Source organism: Paenibacillus zeirhizosphaerae (genome assembly GCF_030705605.1).
In the GTDB taxonomy this organism is placed as follows: domain Bacteria; phylum Bacillota; class Bacilli; order Paenibacillales; family Paenibacillaceae; genus Paenibacillus; species Paenibacillus zeirhizosphaerae.
Genome location: NZ_JAPCKK010000030.1, coordinates 295,250 through 317,428, shown reverse-complemented (window position 1 = coordinate 317,428; position 22,179 = coordinate 295,250). Strand labels below are relative to the sequence as shown.

At 48.8% G+C, this 22,179-nt stretch carries 8 protein-coding genes and 1 pseudogene; 4 read left to right on the top strand and 5 right to left on the bottom strand.

Annotated elements, in window-relative coordinates; all coding sequences use genetic code 11:
• Positions 1-74: 74 nt before the first annotated feature.
• Entirely contained in the window at positions 75-1,427 is a 1,353-nt protein-coding gene (locus OIN60_RS19175; protein WP_305756468.1) for an ABC transporter substrate-binding protein, read from the top strand.
• A 206-nt stretch (positions 1,428-1,633) separates the two neighbouring features.
• On the opposite strand, the gene OIN60_RS19170 is transcribed toward OIN60_RS19175, so the two are convergent.
• The 5 genes and pseudogenes from OIN60_RS19170 to OIN60_RS19150 form a co-directional block, all read right to left on the bottom strand.
• Positions 1,634-2,566 (bottom strand): NAD(P)-dependent oxidoreductase, encoded by a 933-nt coding sequence (locus OIN60_RS19170; protein WP_305756467.1) that lies wholly within the window; start codon positions 2,564-2,566, stop codon positions 1,634-1,636.
• A gap of 203 nt (positions 2,567-2,769) precedes the next feature.
• Positions 2,770-3,549 (bottom strand): annotated as a pseudogene (locus OIN60_RS19165) (glycoside hydrolase family 16 protein); the annotation flags it as partial.
• Between the two features lie 229 nt (positions 3,550-3,778).
• Positions 3,779-5,830 (bottom strand): serine hydrolase domain-containing protein, encoded by a 2,052-nt coding sequence (locus tag OIN60_RS19160; RefSeq protein WP_305756466.1) that lies wholly within the window; start codon positions 5,828-5,830, stop codon positions 3,779-3,781.
• Positions 5,831-5,965: 135 nt separating this feature from the next.
• Complete coding sequence (locus tag OIN60_RS19155; RefSeq protein WP_305756465.1) at positions 5,966-7,249, bottom strand: GHKL domain-containing protein; 1,284 nt, start codon at positions 7,247-7,249, stop codon at positions 5,966-5,968.
• Between the two features lies 1 nt (position 7,250).
• Positions 7,251-7,991, bottom strand: a complete 741-nt coding sequence (locus OIN60_RS19150; RefSeq protein WP_305756464.1) for a LytR/AlgR family response regulator transcription factor — start codon at positions 7,989-7,991, stop codon at positions 7,251-7,253.
• 176 nt (positions 7,992-8,167) lie between these two features.
• Between OIN60_RS19150 and OIN60_RS19145 the strand changes: the two genes are divergently transcribed.
• From OIN60_RS19145 to OIN60_RS19135, 3 genes are read left to right on the top strand one after another with little or no spacing between them, the layout of a single operon-like run.
• On the top strand, positions 8,168-12,694 hold the full coding sequence (locus tag OIN60_RS19145; protein ID WP_305756463.1) for a non-ribosomal peptide synthetase: 4,527 nt from the start codon (positions 8,168-8,170) through the stop codon (positions 12,692-12,694).
• A 20-nt stretch (positions 12,695-12,714) separates the two neighbouring features.
• Positions 12,715-21,645 (top strand): non-ribosomal peptide synthetase, encoded by an 8,931-nt coding sequence (locus OIN60_RS19140; protein WP_305756462.1) that lies wholly within the window; start codon positions 12,715-12,717, stop codon positions 21,643-21,645.
• 24 nt (positions 21,646-21,669) lie between these two features.
• On the top strand, positions 21,670-22,179 hold the full coding sequence (locus OIN60_RS19135) for a GNAT family N-acetyltransferase (RefSeq protein ID WP_305756461.1): 510 nt from the start codon (positions 21,670-21,672) through the stop codon (positions 22,177-22,179).

The window sequence follows — 22,179 nt, the reverse complement described above, 5'->3', positions numbered from 1 at the left end:
ACCGGCGATGAAGCAGTGGTCGAAGAAATTGTAAGCGGTTACTAACTATACAAAAACCAGAGGAGAGCAGCGACATGAACAAAACAATGTTGGCTTTGATGTTGACGGTTCTGATGACGGTTCTAGCGGCATGTTCAGGTGGAACGAGCGGCGGTCCGGCCGGGAGAGCAGACACAAACGGTGGAACGGTAAATGGGCCGGCCGCAGAAGGAGATGGCACAGCAGGTGATCAGGTTGAGCTCCGTGTGATGTGGTGGGGCGATCAGGCTCGCGCTGACCGGACGAACGAGGCACTCAAGGTGTTTATGGAGAAAAATCCCGATATCAAGGTGATCGGTGAGTTTGCGCCAAGCTCCGGTTATTTCGACAAGCTGAATACGCAGCTTGCATCGGGCACGGCACCAGACGTTTTCTTTCTTGGCGGCAACGTTGTTGATTATGCGAAGAAGGGCGTACTGCTGGATCTCGCCCCTTACGTCGGCCAAGAGCTCGACCTGAAGGATATGGACAAAGCAATGGTTGAATACGGCACGTTTGATGGCAAGCTGCAGCACATCTCAGCGGGTGCTAACGCGAGAGGTATTATCATCAATACGTCGATGTTTGCGAAAGCCGGGATTCCTGTTCCGCAGGACGGCTGGACATGGGAAGAATATGCGGCAGTCAGCAAGCAGATTTCCGATAAGCTTGGCAGCGGCTATTATGGCACGTATAATTTCACCGTCGACGGTCTGGATATTTACTTGAAGCAAAAGGGGAAACAGCTGTACGACATGCCGAACAACCAGCTTGGCTTCATGGAAACGGATATCGGCCCATGGTTTGATTACTGGCAAAAGGCTTCCGAAGCGGGTGGCGTCGTAACGCCGGAGCTGCAAGTGTCCAACCCGCCGACCGATACAGGCAAGTCGCTGATCATTACAGGCAAGACAGCGATGACGCTGGCAGCCTCCAACCAGCTTGCCGCGATGCAGGGGCTGACACAGGATAAGCTGACGCTTGTACAGGTGCCGCGCGGCCAGAAGGGAACAGGTGTCGTATTCGAATCCAGCCAAGGAATGTCCGGTTATGCTAAAACCGGACATCCGGCTGAGGTCGCTCGGCTGATGAGCTTCTGGATCAACGATCCGGATGCGGCCAAGATACTAGGCAACGACAGGGGGGTTCCAGTCACGGCTGCCAACCGTACGCTGCTTGAAAGCGAAGCGAACGAGGTTGACAGTGTCATCTACGACTATACGAGCCGGGTTGCCAAGCAGGCCGAAAGCGAACCGTTCGCGGTTAGCTACAACCTCCCGGGTTTCTCCGAATTCTCGAAGCTTGCGGAGACAACTGTACAGGAGATTGGCTTTGGCAGGAAAAATGTCGAGCAGGCGGTCGCTGATTTTTACAGTGGAACAGTGAAAATTTTCGATAACAATAAGTAACGCGCGCTTGCGCTAACTTGCGAATATTGAAGTTAATGCCCAGCAAATTCAATCACTGACTGCTGTACAGCACGACGGCCGAGCTGTGGCCAATCGTAGTCGTTGGTGTCATGATCGCTCCGTCAAGGTAATCGATCCCGTGTTCTGCTGCCCATTCGGCCATGCGGCGCGCGCGCCGGCGAGTCAGTTGACAGATTTTAATTTCTTTAAACCGATTCCGGCTTCTGAAGCAGCTCGACCAATCGAGAAAGTCCATCGGTGCCGTAGCCTTCTGCAACTCCACGGTTGATCAGCTCCTGAATCGGCGTCATGAGCTCGGTGCTGATGCCCAGCTCCCGGCAGGCGTCAATGAAATGGCCAAATCCCGTCTGATTAATATGAAGGCTGGACACCTTCGTTTGATGATCACCCGCATCCACCGCCTGTGCCATCAGAGGCAGAGAGGCTGACATAGCCTGAAGCCAGGGAACGACAAGTGAAGTGAACGACTCGGCTTGAAGCTGCTCCGAGCGAATCATCGCAACAGCATGAAAGAAACCACTGAACATCCCGTACATAGCGCTCAACAGCGCCAGGTCATGCAGAGACGCCAAGCCGGGATCCTGGCCAAGATACTTTGTGGACCCGAAGCTTTCCAGCGCCGGCCCATAAGTATCGATAATCTTGGACGAGCCGCTGTACAGGAGCAGTGCTCCCGGCGAGGCGATCATCTGCGGAACGGCCATGATCCCGCCGTCCAAATATTCAATGCCCTGTTCGGCTGCCCAGGCAGCCATTTGGCGTGCTTGTGCCGGCGTGCCATTGGTCAGATTGACGATCGCCCGACCATCCAGTAGATCGCCCGCTTGTTCGAGAATCTCGTTCACAGCCCCGTAATCCAACACACAGATTATGATCAGCGGACTCGCCGCCACCGCTTCGGCCACCGTGCCCGCCACCACTGCTCCCTGTGCCGCAAGCCCAGCCGCCTTGTCGGCCGACCGATTCCAGACAGTCGTCCGATAGCCTTCCTTTAATAGGGCTTGGGCCAGAGCTGAGCCCATCATGCCTAAGCCGATAACCGTTACTGGCGGGCGCTTGATGTTGGCAGGGTTCGATTCATGATGTACCGTGTGCTTACTTTGCTTGTTTTCTTTCATTTGAATCCTCATCTCCTTTCCGCCTTATCTTAAAAGATTGACACAGTGTCAAAGTCAATATGTATTTTTGTGCTGCGATGGGGGAGTGGCAATCATAAATAAACATCGCCTTCCGGTTCACGGAGGACGATGATGAGGACAAACAACAGGAGCCCAGCCGTTTGTGGCAGGGCTCCTGTTGTTTGTCTAATCTCTCAGTGTTATTGATAGACACGCACGTAATCGACCAGCATTTGGGACGGGAACGGCGTTGAGCTATTAGGAGGACCAGGCCAGTTTCCGCCGACAGCCAGGTTCAGAAGAATAAAGAACGGCCGCTGAAATTCTTCGGTGTTGCCAGTTCCGTTCTCGATATAAATTTCATTGAACTGCTGTCCATCGACAAACCAGCGGATATATTTGGAGTCCCACTCGATGCTGTACACATGGTATTGGGAAAAATCCAAATTGCCCGATACCCGCCCGTATTCAGCGTGGTGGCCTGCATCCCAATGTACAGTACCATTCACATAAGGGTTGTTGTTTACCCGTTCCATAATGTCAATCTCTCCGCAATACGGCCAACCTGCCGAGCTAATGTTGCTGCCTAACATCCAGAAGGCCGGCCATAGTCCTTGACCGGACGGTAGCTTGATTCGTGCCTCCACTTTCCCGTAAGTAAAGGTTTGCAAATTTTGAGTTTTGATTCGAGCCGAGGTGTAATTCATTCCGCCGTAAGCTTCTTTTTGTGCTTTAATCACCAGATTGCCTCCGGTAACCTGCAAGTTCTGCGTGCGGTCGGTGTAGTACTGAAGTTCGTTGTTTCCCCATCCGCCGCTGCCGGTGCCGATTTCAGGGGTCCAATAGGACCGGTTTAACGAGGTTCCATTAAATTCGTCGCTCCATACGAGATTCCAGTTCGGAGCTGCGCTTGCTTGCTTTGCAGGAAACGGAACGATCAGGAGACTGAGCAGCACAACTGCACATAATCCTTTTTTTAGCATTTTGTTCCCTCCTCGAATTATTGAGAATCTTCAAGTGGCATTGACCATCAAGACAAGGATCACCTCACTTTCTTCAATGGACAGTTCACATAAGTAAAGCGCTTTCATAGAGTAGTATACTGGAAATATAACCCATATACAACCTCTGTTTATCGTATTCGAAACTGACGACGATTTAGAATGGGCGAACCGTCAACGTGGAAGCAACGTTGGCGGTTCGCCCATGATTTTATTGATTTTTCAATTTAACCTTAAAGACATCTCCAGCATTGCCGCCAAAAACGATCAATCCGCCTTTTGGAAGCACTATCGAGCGTTCAGAGTTTACAGTTGAGAAATGTACAACCGATCCGTTTTCATCATAAACAGCAAACCCTCCGCTTTTTGGAAAATCTACAACCATATTTTTATTCGCTGTACTTTCGTCGATTTTAAACCATTGAGCATATCCATTAGATGGTATCTTATATTGGGTTGTTTTCGCCGTATGCAACGGTTTAATGGCATCCTCACGAATAAAGTGTTGTTCGCCAGCTTTTAAATACTCCGAGTTTTCCTTTTTGTAAAAATTCAAATCAAATGCATCTCTTCCGCTCATAATAGGTATTTCAATTGCATTAACCGCATAGTTTTCATCTACAATTTCAGTGCCGTTTGCATAACCTGTATCCACAGCAATATTTTTAATTAAAAATGCCGGGGGCACCAAATAAAATACAGAGGTCATCTTTTCATCCACGGCGTAGTATTTTTTACCGTCTCTAGCTTCCCATGCCTTCTTCACGGAATCCTTCACTGGGTTGGCATTCAGCTTTTGATACTCATAATACACCATTTCAGTTTGACCAAGACCAGGGAAGTCCAAGAGCGCATTCACCTTGATATAGGTTTTTCCATTAGTCTGCTGCTCAAAGCTGACTTCTGCCGTACCATCGCTGCTTGTGAAGTGTCCGCTGCCAGTATACACATATTTCTGTGCCGGTATAATTCCATCCAACAGAGCAGGCAGCTCAAACTCCCCGTTCTGAATATCCACCTGGGTGGTTGCCCCAACATTTCCATATAAGCCTGAATAAGCGGATAAATCTGCTGGCATATCTGCTTTTACAGGAGATTTAGGTGTTTTTTCCGGCGTGATATCTTTTATAATGCCTTTCTCTTTTAACACATCCTGCAAAACAGTTGAAGCAAATATAGAATTGTAAAATGAAGATCCGCCAGAAGAAACTACTGCGATCGACAAATGATGTTCAGGTATGGAGATCAGGGCAGAGTGGTACAGTACGGTATCTCCGCCTTTGGATAAAGCTGTGATGCCATAGTCACTAAACGGGGCCAATTGGACCGAATCCCATCCGAGCCCGTAATTGAAAATATTTCTCTCTTCAGGAACCCAGACTCCTTTCCGGTATTCATGACTTTGCATGGCGGCTGCTGATTGCTCGGATAAAATATCCGGCCGGTGACCCGTCAAGATTTCGGAAAATTTAACTAGCTCTTCTGCTGTAGCGTATACGCCACCTGTACCGATAACATTGGTATTTTCAACGGCCAGGGGAGCATCTATTCCGGGAAAATACGTTTTAGCCAGATGTTGTCTGTCAAATTGATCAAGCGGTGTCTTCGTAAAGTTTAAATCCAGCGGTTTGCTGATATGGGTCGCAATAAATTCGCTGTATGTTAAACCGCTCACACGTTCAACCAGTATTTCAAGCAACTGGAACCCGTCATTACTGTATACGGAGTATTCGCCAGGGTTGGATTTTAAACGTTCAGACCGCAGGTTTACCAATAATTGATCATGGTTCTGTGTGTCATTGTCATTGAACAGCATACTGTTTTTGTAATGGGCACCATAAAGCCCTGACGAGTGATTGAGCAGCATCCGCGGTGTGATTTGCTTATATCTTTCATCCGCCATTGTAAAGTCCTTGATATATGTCGTAAGAGGCTGGTCAATATCGACTTTGCCGGCATCGACCAGCATCATCGTTGCGGCGCTTACATACATTTTGCTGACAGAACCTACGCCAAACATCGTATCTTTGTTAACAGGAGCCTTGGTTTCCTTGTCAGCTATGCCCGCGCTATTGGATAACGTAATCGAGCCATGATCCAGAATGGCATATTGAATTGAACTGACGCCGTAATCGGACACTATGACTGAAGCCAACTTGTGTGCTTTTTCTTCAATCGTATCATGATTCTCTTCAGCCGAAGCCATGGGCACCTGCAGAAGCATCAGCATGACAGCCATGAGTACAAGCCCTATTTTTTTCAATTCTTTTCCTCCTCGTATGCTTTTAAAGTAAATAACAGTTTTCAGCATACATCCTGCAAGGAGCCAACAGGGCGGGAGGACCCTCAAACGCAAAAAACAATCCCTAAACGGCAGAAGATTTAGGGATTGTTCGTATTAAAAGGGCAGTACAACCATGTTATTAACTACTTTATTGTTCGACTCAATCGTCATATGTCCGCCGTACTTCTCGCATATTCTTGAGATATTGGTTAAGCCCAGTCCATGATATTCCGGATTTGATTTCTGGCTGCGCAATGCCGTGGTCTCATGCTCCACATGATTGAGAATGTGAAGGAAGAGGGCCGACTCATTGGAATGAATTTTAATGAGGATATACCTGTCATCCGCGATTCTGACCTTCTTGGATGCTTCCAGCGCATTATCCAGCATGTTGCCCAAAACGACGCATAGGTCGTACCGTTCAATAGGCATTTCCTGGTCGTATAAGCTGAGCCTTGTATCTATTTTGATGCCATTGGCCTGGCCGATATTCAGCGTATTCGTAACAAGGGCATCGATCACCAGGTTGCCGGTATTCACTCTATGATAGGCATCTTCAATTTTATTCAATGTAACTTTGATGTGCTCACGTGCCTGTTCGAGCTCATTTCGTTTAATACATTCCTCGATATACAAGAACTGCTGGTTTGTATCATGAATGATTCTTTTAATATTTTTGAAGCTGTGGACTGTTTTTTCATAGTTGGCGTCCTGGTAATCCATCTGATTTTGCAGTTGTGTATTCTGGTGAATTAATTGAAATTTTTCAACAATATTATCAAAAATATAAACAATAAACACATTCAATAACAGAAGTCCAAAGATGGAGACAAAATAATACATGTTTTTCTCACTATATAAAGACAACACATTGCCCTGGTAAATGCTCACAACCGGAACAATCAGGAATAAAAGATAGTAACGGGCATGGATCGGGAAGCTTCTCCGTTTGGCAATGAGCCGTATGATCTGAACGACAGGAAACATGAAAATGCAACTGAGCAGCATAATTTTGGAAAACAGCAATTGTCCATTGTTCATATCATGCAAACTGCCGAGATTAAAGGTCTCCACATCGTAAAGAATGTAGGAAGATATAAAATTAACCAGGGTAAGCAAAACGGCATAAAGCGTTGAGAAAATGATCTTTAATTTTAACTCTACATGAAATGAATGGGCTAAGCTGAAAATCACAAACAACGCAAGAAGGGAGGAGAGGGCAGCAGGCAATTCGACACATAAATATAGAAAATCCAATAGCCAGAAAATAAGAAGATATATGATACTATTTTCCTTTTTGTTGGACTTGCTGAAAACCGAGTTGAAATAATAATTCACCTGCAAACACATGACGAGTGATACAACCAAATTAAGCAGCAGTAATCCGTAATTCATCATATCAAATCATCTCTGTGATCATAAATTTGGTATAGGTATCTTTTACTTCTTTTATTTTGGAGCGTCCAATGGGTAATTCCATACTATTTGACATTAATACCTTGCCTCCGGCAAATTTTTTTACATGAAGCAGATTTATAATAATGGATCGGTGAATTTGCAGGAAATGAAACTCCTTTAGCGCTGAAGCATAGTTGGAAATAATCCCTTTGCTTTCATAGGTTTGATGCTGTGTCACAAAATGCAATTTATTTTTAATCGTAAGACTTTTGATAGCCTCAATGGCAATGATATCCTGATGCTTCAAAATCAACTCCTCATAAGCTGACTTAATGACTATAAATTTCGGATCCAGAGCTTGAAGATATTGATGCAGCTTTAACATTTTTTCTTCAAAGATATGGGCTGCTATCGGTTTGATTAAATACTGATAGGTGACTACATCAAAGCTTTCCAGCATGTACTCCGGGTAGCTGGTCAAAAAAATAATTTGCTCATCAAGTTTCTTCAAGCTCCTTATTTTCCTCGCGGTTTGAATTCCGTTGACCCCATTCATTTCAACATCAAGTATTAAAATATGGAAGGAGGGGTTATTGTTTTCATAATAAGCGATCAGCTCTTCTCCAGAACTGAACATTTCAATTTCAAAGTTTACATTCGTCTTGATCGATAAAGCGATCAGCATATTTTTCACAAGCTCTCTTTGCTGCTTCTCATCCTCGCATATAGCCACTTTATACATAAGATCAGCTTACCTTTCTAATTTATACTTTCGGATATCGTAATTCAAAAAAATATGTTTCTTGCGACAAGCTTTTCAGGATTTCGACAGGAAGAATATTTTATAATTTCATCAGATGATCAATTATACATTTTTTTTGCAATTTATTCTTTTTTTATATCAGGGAGATGGAATGGTTGAAGAGAGAGAATGTAGAAAACATTGTCGCTTTATCGCCTAATCAGCAAGGGATTTTATTTCATTGTATCCATGAGCAGGGCAGTCCATATTACTTTGAGCAATTAAACATCTCCTTGACCGGAATCATCCGGATATCTGATTTTAAGGAAGCCTGGAACATCGTAGTGCGTGCCAACGAATCTCTTCGATCCCAATTTCGCTGGTCAGGTCTAAGGCAGCCGGTTCAGATTATTTTAAGAAATAGTATACCCGAAATTCGGATTGACCTCCTAGCAGGGGAAGAGCCCAAGGACGCCAGAGAAGAATTGAAGAGAATAATGGATGAAGATATGGAACGCGGGTTCCGGCTGCAGGAAGAAGTGCCATTCCGAATACGGCTTATTCAATTAGCAGCAAATCAATATCAAATTCTCATCAGTAGTCATCATATTTTGTTTGACGGCTGGAGCACTGGTATTCTCCTTAAAGAATTCTGGTATGCCTATCATCAACTACGACAGGGAAAAGAACCTGTTTTGTCTTCCAAAAGGAAGAAACTAGATTATATCAAATTTATACATAACCTGAATCTTGTCGAAGAATCCGCTTATTGGCGAGAGACATTAGCCAATCCGGAGCATGCTTCGATCACATTTTTTGCAAAAAGAAAACATAAATGGAAAGATGAGGTGCTGCAAGAAACGCATGTGATGTCTGCGGAGCAGACTCAACGGTTAAAGCAATTTGCAATGGAGAATCAAATGACGGTAGCCGGTTTGTGTTATACCGCTTGGGCATTGGTTCTACATGTGTATACAGGCCGCAACGATGTGCTCTTTGGCACAACACTTTCCGGCCGGAATGTTCCGGTTGAAGGTATAACAGACATGATTGGATTGTTGATACAGACCTTGCCTTTTCGAGTACGTTTGGATGGTTCCGCGCCCGGTTCACAGCTTCTCGGACAGGTTCATCAATCGTTGCTGGAATGCGAACGCCACAGCTTCTACCCCTTGACAAGAATCATGGAGGAGATGGGTGAGAAGAGTCAGAACAGCGGATTCGATACGTTATTTGTCGTCCAGAATTATCCCTTATTCCAGCCTGAATCGCTTGGCGGAGAAGATTTGGCTATCTCGTCGTATTCGATGAGGGAACATTCCCATTATCCGATATCCGTAGGCATTCAGACCTTTGCGGACATCCGGATTTCCGCATCTTATCGTACGGGTCAGTTTGACCCGTCGTTTATCCGGGACATGATTACAGACTTCACCTTTTTCCTTAGCCATTTGCATGATCTGAAAAAAGGCACCTTACACCAGCTTCTGGACTTGCATCAATCGGAATTGCGGCAGCGGCAGCCCAGCCTTTCTCTCACGTCCGAGCAGGGGAACGGACTTGGTAACAGCGACCGGCATTCGGAACAGCTATACCCGGTGCTGTTCGAACATCAGGTCAGTCAAACCCCTGATCAGGTTGCGGTCGTATGTGGAGAAGACGGCTGGACTTATAGCGGGATCAACAACCGTGCGAATCACCTTGCGCTCAAGCTACAGGAAGTCGGAGTTGGACCTGAGGTTCCGGTAAATCTTTTTATGGAGAGATCGATTGACCTGCTTGTCTCTGTGCTTGCCATTTTGAAAGCAGGCGGGGCTTTTGTGCCGATTGACCCGGAGCTTCCCGCAGACCGTATCGTGGATATCTTGGAAGATACCGGTTCACCATTCATCCTGGTGGACCATCGTACCCGGGAGATTCTTAACAAATTCAGTCCGGTAAGGACCATCGTGAATGTGTCGGAATTACAAGAAGGACACCGGATTTATGAAAACGTAAAGGCAACCCGCTCTGCCCGCGATCTGGCCTATGTGCTGTATACATCCGGAACATCCGGCAAGCCAAAAGGCGTCATGATCGAGAATCGCAACCTGGTTCATTTTATTCAATCATTTGACCGCAAACTCCAGTGGTCCCGGAGCAAAATCATGCTGGGACTGTCTACCTTTTCATTCGATATTTTCATTGTGGAAATGTTGCTTCCTCTGCTCAAGGGAATGAAAATTGTAATGGCCGACGTTATGCAACAAAAGGACCCGATGCGCTTATGCGAATTGATTGAACGTTCCGGCATTAACATCATCCAACTAACGCCTACAAGGCTGAAAACGTTGCTCAGTCATCCCGCCAATGTGAATCGGCTGCAGGGTGTAACGGATGTGCTGCTGGGAGGAGAGGCGCTTCCGGAGCAGCTTGTCCGTTCCTTGAAGAAGAAGCTGAGGGCTGATGTTTACAATTTGTACGGGCCAACGGAAACGACGGTCTGGTCTACCGTGTATCGATTCGACGAACCGGACAGCGTCTTGATTGGAACAGCAGTTGAGGGTGTGAGCATCTATATGATCGACGAAGCGGGGCGAGTCAAACCTCGCGGAGTTCCCGGTGAAATATGCATTGGTGGACATGGGGTTGGCCGCGGTTATTGGAGTAACCCGGGGTTGACCCGTGAGCGGTTCGTGCCCGACCCGTTTTCCCCCGGCTCACGGATGTATCGCACCGGTGATTTGGGCCGATGGGACTCCGAGGGACAGCTTGATTTCCTCGGACGGATGGACCGCCAGGTCAAGATCAGGGGATATCGGATCGAGCTAGCCGATGTCGAATCTCATTTGTTATCTGCTCCCTACGTGGCTGCCGCTGCAGTTATTGTGAGGGAGCAAGGCGGAACCGAGCCGTATTTATGCGCTTATGTCGTGGGGGAAGCGGAGAAATTCTCTGCTCAAAGGCTAAGGGAGCATATGCAATCCAAGCTGCCGGGTTACATGATTCCCAGCCATTTTGTTCCTGTTGAGAAGCTGCCCCAGAACCAGAATGGCAAGCTGGATATCAAAGCCTTGCCTCTTCCAATGCAGGAAGAAGGGAAGCACGGCAAGGACAGCCATTTATTTACGCCAAGAAGTGAAATGGAGCATGTCGTCCTGCATTTATGGCAAGACACACTATCGTTGCAGGGCAATGTTTCGTCCAATACACACTTTATGGATCTTGGCGGACATTCCCTTCAAGCCATGTATCTAGTCATTGGTATTCAGAAGGAGCTTGGAATTGAAGCTACGGTACAGGAAATTTACCGTTATCCAACTCTAGGAGAGCTTGCTGCATTTCTGGCCGCAGCCGTTGACAGGAAGAATCATCTGCCAGCCATCGTCCCGGCTCCTGAAGGGCGGGAGTACCCATTGTCCTCTGCGCAGCTTGCCATGTATATAAGCACCCAGTGGGAGGACAAGCATACCTCCTACAACCTGCCATTTATGATTGGAATTAAGGGATCAGTCAACCGGAGCAGAGCTGAAGAAGCTTTCCGGGCCCTGATTCGACGCCATGAATCGTTGCGCACCAGCTTTCATGTCATGGGCCGGGAAATCCGGCAAATTGTACATCATCAGGCCCCATTTAAACTGGAATATGCAGAGGTTGATACGGAAGGACTTGAGCGCCAGCTCACAGGTTTTATCCATCCTTTTGAGCTACAGCAGGCACCTTTGTTCCGGGTAAAGCTGCTTCGGCTTGACGAAGGCTCTTATGTGCTGTTGGGAGACCTTCATCACATCATAACTGACAATCATTCTGTTCGTCAGCTCATGCAGGAGTTCATCAAGCTGTATCAGCAGCAGACCTGTGCCCCTGTGCAACTGCAATATAAGGATTATGCTCTGTGGGAGAATGCAGTTCGCAGGACAGAAGTATACTTGGAGGCCGAGCAATATTGGATGTCAGTGGTTCACGGTGCGCCAGCTCCGGCGACGCTGCCGCCTGATATCGCCCATTCCTATCACAGCAGAGGCGGAAGCCAGCTTGAATGGCCGTTTCCCGAGGAACTGGCCGGGAAGCTATGCTCGCTCGCCAGACAGCACAAAACGTCAATATTTACGGTGCTGCTGACAGCACATTATATTCTCATGCACAAGTATACCGGACAGGAGGATGTAATCGTGGGGGTTCCATTATCGGGAAGATGGCATCCGGATATGGATGCCATCAGCGGAATGTTTGTCAATACGCTGCCGTTGCGGAATGCACCTGTTCCCCATAGCTCTTGTTCCAAACTGCTCACTCAAGTCAGACAATCCATGCTGCAGGCCATGCAATACCAATTTTATCCCCTCGCTGACTTGGTTAAAAAGCAGAGGGAAGCTTCTCCCGGGACGATGCCGTTCTTCCGCAACGTATTTACCATGCTGCCCTATGAGGAACGCTGGGATATGCCGGACATGGAAATGGTGATGAACCCGCTGCATCACGGACAAAGCAAGTTTGATCTTACCGTAACTGTACTAGTAACAGATCAGGCACCCGTCAAGCTCATGATTGAATATGCACACCATCTGTTTGCGGAAGCCAGTATACATAAGTGGGCGGAACGGTACATGCATGTTCTGGAGCAGGTGGCTGTAGATCCGGAGCGCACGCTTTCCGATATCAAGGTCCATGAGGAGTTGGGACCGGGTCCCGAATTGTATGAAGAAGTAGACTTTCAATTTTAACGGCGAAGGAGCATAAGGGTGTGTCCAATCAACTGTATAGTGAAAAGGCTTTGCTTGCAGCAAGTCTGCGCGATCAGAAAGAAACACTGATCCAGTTTGTATCTGAGGAATTGCCCAAGCCGATTGTACCTTATGACCGATTCCCGCAACCGTCATTGGCTCCTGTCAAGTCACAGTTATCCGGTCACGCCGTTACAGCCCAGCTTCCTGAATCCTCTGCCAAAGAGCTTATTCGTATAAGTAACGGCTCGAATGCCAACCTGCACGCGCTGGCAGTGGCGGCAGCTTCCGTGCTGGTCTACAAATATTGCGGGGCAGATTACTTTCTGCTGGGCATTCCGGCTGCCTTTATCCCCGTAAATGTAAAGTCGGCAGATACATTCAAGGAGCTTTTGCTGCAAATCAGGAGGAGCTTGAGCCAATCTCAGGAATATGCCCGTTATCCGCTCGAAGTGTTGGCCGATGAACTGGGAATGTCTTGGGAGAGTACAGATAATCCTTTTTTTGAAATTGCAGTGATGCTCGAAACGGTTCATGGTCTGACATGGATGAACGACATTGGAGCGGCTTTTTCATTCTCCCTGAGTGTTCATGACGAGTCCGTTCAAATCAAACTGTACTATGATCCGGGCCGGTATACCGAATTCTCCGCATGGCAAGTGATGGACCAATATATGGTCTTGCTCGGTAATGTCCTGACTCAACCGGATCAGCCCATTGCCGGCATTTCCATGACGGCTGCCGACTCGCTGTCCATGCTTGCACATGAAATGAGCGTGGATTTGGCAATGCCGGGACCACCCTTGCTGCATGAAATGTTCGCCAGTAAGGCTTGCGATGTGCCTGACCATACTGCACTTGTCTGTGGAAACGAAAAATTGACATATGGAGAGCTGAAGAATCAGGTATACTGCATTGCCACCGTCCTGCAAAAGGCAGGTGTGGAGCGGGGCACAATCGTTGCGATCCGGGTTGAACGATCATTTGACATGGTGGCAGGAATACTGGCAATTTTGAGTGCCGGGGGTACGTATCTGCCTGTTGAACCCGGACTTCCCGAGGAAAGATTCCGCTATATGATCGAAGACTCAGGAGCGGCCTTTTTGGTGACGGCCAGGAACCTTGAAGCTCCGGAAGGCTTGGGAATCGGAGTAACAATATATTTGGATGAGATGACGTGGCATTTAACAGGAGAATTGGCTCCACGAGGGGAGGCATATTCAGGCAATGGTGTGTTGTCCGAGGACCCGGCCTACATTATTTACACTTCAGGTACATCGGGCAATCCCAAAGGAACCGTGATCCGGCATGGCCAAATCACAAGCCTTCTTCAGCATACGCTGACCTTGTTTTCTTTATCTTCCAAGGATCGCTGGACCCTGTTCCACTCCTTCAGCTTTGATTTCTCGGTGTGGGAGATGTTCGGTGCGCTTGTGACAGGGGCTTCGCTTATTATAGTACCGGACTCCATTGTCAAGGATACTCGGCGTTTCGCCAGGCTTCTGGCCGAAGAGAACGTGACTGTGCTGAATCAGACGCCTTCTGCGTTTTATCGGCTCATTCACGAAGAAGAAGCTTTACGGACATGGAGTCCGCGGTATGTGATTTTTGGCGGTGAAGCGCTGACCCCCGGCAAGATTGCGGCCTGGGCGGAGTGTCATCCGGCTTCCGAGCTAATTAACATGTACGGTATTACGGAGACCACTATTCATGCGACGTATAAAAAGTTGTTATCCGAAGATTTGCGCTCCTCGTCCAGCAACATTGGCAGGCTTTTGCCTCATTTGAGGGGGATGGTGGTGGATCGAGACCTCCATCCAGTGCCTTGCGGCGTGCCGGGAGAATTGTGGATTACCGGGCAGGGTGTAGCTATGGGGTACCTTGGCAAGCCGGAACTGACAAATGCGCGGTTTGTCAGACACCCTTTAATGGGAGAAACACGGTTCTACCGTTCGGGAGACCTTGTTAGGCAGCTTACAAACGGCGAACTCGAGTATCTGGGCAGAATGGACCAGCAGGTCAAGATTAGGGGCTACCGTATCGAGCTCGGGGAAATTGTAGAGCAACTGCTGCAGCACAAGCATATCGCCGATGCTGTCGTAATGACACAGAAGGATGACATGGGGAATTCTGAGCTTGCCGCCTATCTGGTATGTCGAGGAACAGTTGTTGATGAAGAAATTCGCGAACATTTGGGGGCTCGCTTGCCTGCGTATATGATCCCGTCCCATTTCTACGAGACCGAGTTCATGCCTCTGACCCTCAACGGCAAGCTGGATCACAAAAAGCTGCTGTCTGTACGCCGCAGGCTTCAGAGTAACACCGCTTATTTGCTGCCAAGGAATGATGTTGAACAGGCAGTTTACGATATTTGGAAAAAATATGTACCTCAGGATGTGAACTTTGGCATTCATGACTCTTTGTTTCACATTGGAGGACATTCCCTGACCGCTTCCCTGATTGTGAATGAGCTAAACCGCGATTTCGGGTGTAGTCTTACGATACGGACTCTATTCGAGCATTCGACGGTTGAAACTCTGTGTCGTGAAATGCGGCAAGAAGTTGACCATGCCTACACCTTGATTCCAGCCATCGGAGAAAGAGAGAACTACGTCTGTTCCTCTGCTCAGGAACGCATCTATTTTCATCAAGCCGCAGCCGAACATTCAACGCTGTATAACATGCCGGTCAAGCTTGAGATTCATGGTCTACTTAATGAAGCGCAACTGGTAGAAGCATTGCAAGCTCTCGTGGCAAGGCACCGTGTGCTGCGTACATATTTGTACATTGTACAAGGATATCCGTTCATGCGAACGGCTCCCGATCTAAGCCTTGAGCAATATTGGGAAGCTGTGCCGATGGATGAAGCAGCGCTTGAGGACTACTTGCTCCATTTTGTTCAACCCTTCGATCTCCTGGCCGCTCCTCTGTTCAGGGTGAAACTGCTGAGGCTTTCCGAGACCCGCTGCATGCTCTTGTTTGATCTTCATCATCTGATTGCGGATGGGGCTACACTGGACATTTTGCTTCGGGATCTGCTGCACCTATATGAAGGTAAATCGCTGGAGCCGCTCATGGTGGAGTACAAGGACTACGCCGACTGGCAGAAAAAAGAGCTTAAAACCAGAGATATGGCTGTGCATGAAGCCTACTGGCTAGAGCAGTTCCGGGATGAGATTCCGTTGTTGGCCTTGCCGGCAGATTTTCCGAAAAAGAGCCATCCCGACGTTCAGGGAGATGTGCTGGTATCCTCATGTGATCCGGACATTCTGGAGCTATTAAAGGAACTGGCCCGGCAGCATCACACCACGTTATTTACGGTTATGCTTGCCGCCTTTTATGTCCTATTGCACAAATATACCGGTCAGGAAGATATCGTGGTAGGTACACCCGCCGAAGGGCGTGAACGTGCTGAACTGAAGCATCTTGCTGGTGTATTCGTAAATTCCTTGGCTCTTCGCTCCCAGCCTGCGGCAAACAAGACGTTCATGCAATTTCTGAAAGAAGTCAAACATACCGTTGTATCGGCGCTGGAGCATCAGGCATATCCGTTTGAACAGCTTGTAGCTAAAGTAGGGGCGTCACGGGAGTTGAACCATAATCCGCTGTTTGATACTTGGTTCTCCATGCAAACGTCCTCCGAGCTCGAGCAATGCGGAGCTTTACGGATCAAGGCCGCCGCTCTTTCACCCGGGATATCCAAGTTTGATCTTAGTCTGTACGCCGTAATCAACCACGATCATAGGCTCGAGCTCTTGTGGGAATACAAGACCGGTTTGTTCCGTACTGAAACGATTCAGCAGATGTCGCGTCATTTTACAATTCTGCTGAGAGAGCTGGTCTTGCAGGCTTCGCGTCCGTTGCAGGACATCAGCTTGTTATCGGAAGAACAGTATTACCAGATCACTCGGGAATGGAATCCGGCCCGGTCCCATTATCCGGTCGAAGCAGGCATCCATGTGATGTTTGAACAAATGGCGGCGGCGGTGGGCAACCACGTTGCTCTTGAGACACCACAGTTGAGCCTTACCTACAACGAATTGAACAGCATGGCTAACACGCTGGCGAATCGTCTCCGAAGCAAAGGAGTTGGCCGAAATGCATTGGTCGGGATCATGCTTGGCCGCAGCCATCGCTTGATTGTGGCGATCATGGCAGTGCTGAAGGCGGGCGGTGCGTACCTGCCCATCGACCCAAGCTTTCCGGAAGAGCGCATACGCCATATGCTGCAAAGCAGCCGGGTCAAACTTGTACTGGCGGATAACCTGGATAGATTGAACGGATGGGAAGAGAGCTGCGCTGGTGAAGTACTGCTCCTTCATGATGAGTCGTCCGCACAGAATGGACAGTGTGCCAACCTTGATCCGGTTAATGAACCCGGGGATATGGCTTATGTCCTGTACACTTCCGGCTCTACCGGTTCTCCCAAAGGAGTTGTTATTACACACGACAATCTTTTCAATTTCATCCATGCCATGAGTGAACAGACAGCATGGCCTGCCGGCTCCGGTGTACTGGCTTTGACGACGGTATCGTTTGATATATTTTTTGTTGAGATGCTGCTGCCCTTGCTGAAAGGGATGAAGGTAATGATGGCCGATGAAGCCATGCAGCAGGACCTGGAGCTGCTTGCCCGCCTGGTAGGGGACAAATCTGTGCACACGCTGCAACTGACACCATCCCGCCTGTCGATGATGTTGAATCACCGCCATGGCACGGAATTACTTCGCCAGGCACAGCAGATTCTTGTTGGGGGAGAATATTTTCCGCTGAAGCTGCTTGCCGGACTTCAGAAATGTACGCAGGCCAAAATTTACAATATGTATGGTCCGACAGAGACAACGATCTGGTCCACGGTGCAGGAATTGACTACATCCAGCCGCAATGACATAGGCAGGCCCTTGGCCAACACATGGCTTTATGTATTGGATTCACAAGGTCAACCTGTTCCTCCAGGTATTCCTGGAGAGCTGTACATCGGAGGCGAGGGCGTAGCAAGCGGTTATTACGGGAACAAGCAGTTGACAACTGAACGATTTATCCCGGACCCGTTCAAAGGTGAGGGTACGATGTATCGCACCGGAGATTGGGTACGATGGCTGGATGACGGGTGTTTGATGTATATGGGAAGGTTAGACCACCAGGTCAAAATACGGGGCTACCGTATCGATACGGAAGAAGTGCAGGAAAGCATGATGTCCTGTGAAGGCGTAGCACAGGCACTGGTTGTGACAGAGTCTGCCCGGGAGAACGGAGACATACTGGCTGGTTATTATACGGCTGTAGGGCCATGTTCGCCAAGGCAGGTCAGGGCGCACTTAATGGATTTACTCCCGGCGTATATGATTCCTGGTCGATTGGTGCATATTGCTTCATTCCCGCTGACACCCAACGGCAAACTTGACCGCAAGAAGCTGCAGACGGCAGAAGTTATTCAGGATCAGGAGGATGAACGGCAAGGCACGGATGCAGCAAGTGAGTGGGAACGGCAAATTGCCGCGATCTGGTCCGAAGTGCTGGAGCTGACCGGACCGGTAAGCACGACAGACTCATTTTTTGAGCTGGGCGGCAATTCGCTTCAGGCCAGCACCATCCTGCTGATGATTCATGAACGCATGGGGGCGGAGGTAGCTCTACGCCAATTTTTCAAGCAGCCTACCGTTAGAGCATTGAGCGCATTGGCTAAATCCTCGTCCAAAAGCAAGGTCATGGCCATACCTTTAGCCGCCGCTGCAGAGAGCTATCCGTTATCTTCGGCCCAAAGACGAATGTATTTCCTGTACGAGCTTGAAGGTGAAGGCATTTCCTATAATATGCCGCTGATGGTCAAGATTAGAGGCAGGCTGGACCACAACCGGCTTTCTCTGGCTTTGGATGAGATGACTCGACGTCATGAATCCCTGCGTACCCGATTTGAGACGGTGAACGGAAGGCCTGTTCAACACATTGAGCCTTTTGCTCAAATCCCGGTGTCGTACCGGCAAGCATTTACCGACATTGAACGTCATGATGTTATTTCGCAATTTATTCAGCCTTTTTCGCTGGACAAGGCACCTCTTGCCCGGATATGCATCGTTTCTGCTCAAGAGGAAGAATGCATATTTATGCTTGATATGCACCATATCATTGCGGATGGAATCAGCACCGACATTTTCGTGCGGGATTTCCTTGCATTATATCAGGGAACGAAGCTTGCCCAGCCCGCAAAAGTGGAGTACAAGGATTACAGCCTTTGGCAAAGCAATCTGGTCCACACCGATCTTTACCGGACGCAGGAAAAGTTCTGGCTGGACACGCTGGGCGGCGAGCTGCCCATTCTGAATTTGCCGATTGACCGTCCAAGACCTCCTGTTAAAGGATACGATGGCGGAACCGTTAAAATCAGTCTGATGCCCGATCTTCATCACAAGCTTAATCGTACTGCAGCAAACAAGGGGGTAACCATAAACACCCTGCTGCTCACTGCATATTATACGCTGCTGTTCCGAATCACCGGCCAGGAAGACATCATTGTGGGATCACCCTTTGCCAATCGCCAGCAGGCGGATATCCGGGGTGTGATCGGCATGTTTGTCAATACAGTTGCCCTTCGCTCACGCCCTGCGGCAGACAAAACGGTAAGACAGTATATGAACGAAGTGGCGGATCTGCTGTTGCTCGCGCAAGAGCACCAGGAGCTTCCTTTCGAGCATTTGATCGAGAAGCTAAATCTGCCGCGGGATATGAGCCGTAATCCGCTGTTCGACACGATGTTCAGCTACCAGTCCAAGCCATTGTCATTGCCGCAGTGGCCCGAGCTGCGTGTCGAACCGTATATGGTTCCATTTCCGGTATCGAAGTTTGATTTGTCGCTAAACATTGTTGAAACCTCTGAGGAGATGCTGCTTGAGCTGGAGTACAGCGCAGAGCTGTTTATGGCGGAGACGGTTCACCGCTATATGGATTATTACATTCACATATTGCTGGCATTCACGGAGCGGTCGGATCAACTGCTCGGGGATATTGAGTTTCTGCCGGCAGAAGAGAGAACGAGGCTGCTGACCGGATTTCACCGCCAGCTTGCCGAACCATCGCCGAATGAAGACTTTTATACGCTGTTTGAACGCGCGGCGCATCGATATGCTCAGCAAACGGCACTGGTATATGAAGGACGCTATCTGACTTATGCTGAGCTGCAGCGGCGTGTCTTCGTACTAGCCTGTGTGCTGCAATCCCGGGGCGCAGGGCCCGGGGGCAAGGTTGGCGTCCTGCTGGAGCGTTCGATGGAGGGCGTTGTTGCCATCTTGGCGGTATTGCGGACGGGTGCCGCTTATGTTCCGATCGATCCGGCATACCCGGAAGAACGGGTGGCGCATATGCTGAACGACAGCGGGGCGGAATGGCTTATCTGCCATGCAGACACAAGGCAGTCTGTGTCCTCTTCGGTATGCTGCATCCCGATTGAGCATGTGGATTGGTCACAAGAGCCTGAACAGACGAGTCGTCCAATCGTCAACAGCGAGGATTTGATGTACATCATTTATACCTCGGGCTCTACCGGCAGGCCCAAGGGCGTCATGATCGGACACAGGCAGTTTATCGCCATGTGCCGTATATGGCGGGAGGAATATCAATTGACACGTCCGGAGTTCAGTCTGCTGCAGTTGGCAAGCATTGCATTTGACGTGTTCACCGGCGATTTGGGCAGGACGCTTCTTCATGGCGGCAAGCTGGTCATCAGCTCGGAGGAAGAAAAATATGATTTCCGCCGTCTCTACAGCTTGATGGCAGGGAACCGCATTACACTGTTTGAATCGACCTCGGCTCTGATTGTGCCATTCATGAGCTATGTGAGTGAGCGAAACCTGGACGTATCGTTCCTGAAGCTTCTGATTATTGGCTCGGATGTGTGCAGGGTGGAGGACTTCAATCGCTTGCAGGCACGATTCGGTGGAGCTATGCGGATTGTGAACAGTTATGGAGTGACCGAGGCGACTGTGGATTCGAGCTATTATGAGTGCAGGCCTGGCTGGAGTCTGCCGGAAACGAAGGTTCCCATCGGAAGACCGCTTCCGAATGTACGATTTTATATTTTGGACAAATGTGCAAAACTGGTGCCGATCGGCGTCACGGGAGAATTATATATAGGCGGTATCGGTGTAGGCAATGGATATCATAACAATCCCGAGCTTACAGACAACCGTTTCTTAGCCGACCCGTTCGTGGAAGGTGGCAGGGTCTACCGGACCGGGGATTATGCGAGATGGCTCCCGGATGGAACCGTAGAGTTTCTCGGCAGGGGCGACACTCAAATCAAAATCCGCGGATTGCGAATCGAAACAGGTGAAATCGAAAGTGCGCTGCGCCGGCATCCCCTGATCTCCGAGGCGGTAGTCATCGCCCGTCAGGATGAAGGCAAAGAATTGTCCTTATGCGCCTATTATACGGCTGAGAACAACATGGATTCACAGGAATTGAGGAATACATTGACAGCCTCGCTTCCGGAATTCATGATCCCGTCCCATTGGATGAGGCTGGAACAAATGCCGGTCAGCAGCAACGGGAAAATTGATGTCAAGTCATTCCCAGTTCCCGTAACGGGCCCTACTTCCCACAGCGACGGAGGAGACCGTCCTGAGACCGATATCGAGATCAAGCTTGCGGAGATCTGGAAGCATGTTCTTTCGTGCGACCAGGTTGGGCTGGATGACAATTTTTTTGATCTCGGCGGAAATTCCATGTCCATACTGGAGGTCAATACCCGAATCCGTGAAGAGCTGTCGCTTGAATTCAGTGTAGCGACCTTGTTCAGGTATCCGACCATTCGCTCGTTTATCGTTCAGCTTCGTGCGGGTGACAAGGAGAAGGAGCCAGCTATAGTCAGCCAGGCTGCACATCAGCAGCAGGCAGCTCAGATCCAGGACGGAAACCAGCGCAAGAGAGACATGCTGAATCGAAGACGGAAACGCTAATCGAACTCGTTTGGAGGTTAACCTATGAGTCAAGGCGACACACAGCTTGTTCCCGTCAGAGAATCCTATGAAATGGAAATCTTGCGAAATCTTGTCCCCCTGTATCTTCATGACTTATCGGCATATACACCGGAGCTCAGGCCGAATGAGAAGGGAATGTTTGAATATGAAGGACTGCCTCTGTACGAGCAGGATGACCGGCTGAAAGCCTTTTTGATTTTCCATGAAACCCGGGTCGCGGGATTTCTGATGCTGAATCAGCCTCCCTATACGGCCAAGGATGTCGATTATTGCGTGAACGAGCTGTTCATTCTGAAAGGTTACAGGCACAAGGGAATTGCCCGGGCTGCTGTTCAGCAAATATTCCGGCAATATCGGGGCAAATACTTGATTTTTCAATTGGCGGGCAACGCTCAAGCGATTTCCTTCTGGAAAAAGGTATATGAACTTAACGGAATTCCATTTTCGGAAAAAGAAGAGCTATATGACGGTGAATTATGTAATTTTCAACGATTTGAGACAGGTGCCGAGTAG

Bases quoted from the DNA above. Each gene is read 5' to 3' on its own strand.
- OIN60_RS19135 (WP_305756461.1), top strand. From the start codon at position 21,670: ATGAGTCAAGGCGACACACAGCTTGTTCCCGTCAGAGAATCCTATGAA.
- OIN60_RS19175 (WP_305756468.1), top strand. From the start codon at position 75: ATGAACAAAACAATGTTGGCTTTGATGTTGACGGTTCTGATGACGGTT.
- OIN60_RS19155 (WP_305756465.1), bottom strand. From the start codon at position 7,249: ATGATGAATTACGGATTACTGCTGCTTAATTTGGTTGTATCACTCGTC.
- OIN60_RS19150 (WP_305756464.1), bottom strand. From the start codon at position 7,991: ATGTATAAAGTGGCTATATGCGAGGATGAGAAGCAGCAAAGAGAGCTT.
- OIN60_RS19170 (WP_305756467.1), bottom strand. From the start codon at position 2,566: ATGAAAGAAAACAAGCAAAGTAAGCACACGGTACATCATGAATCGAAC.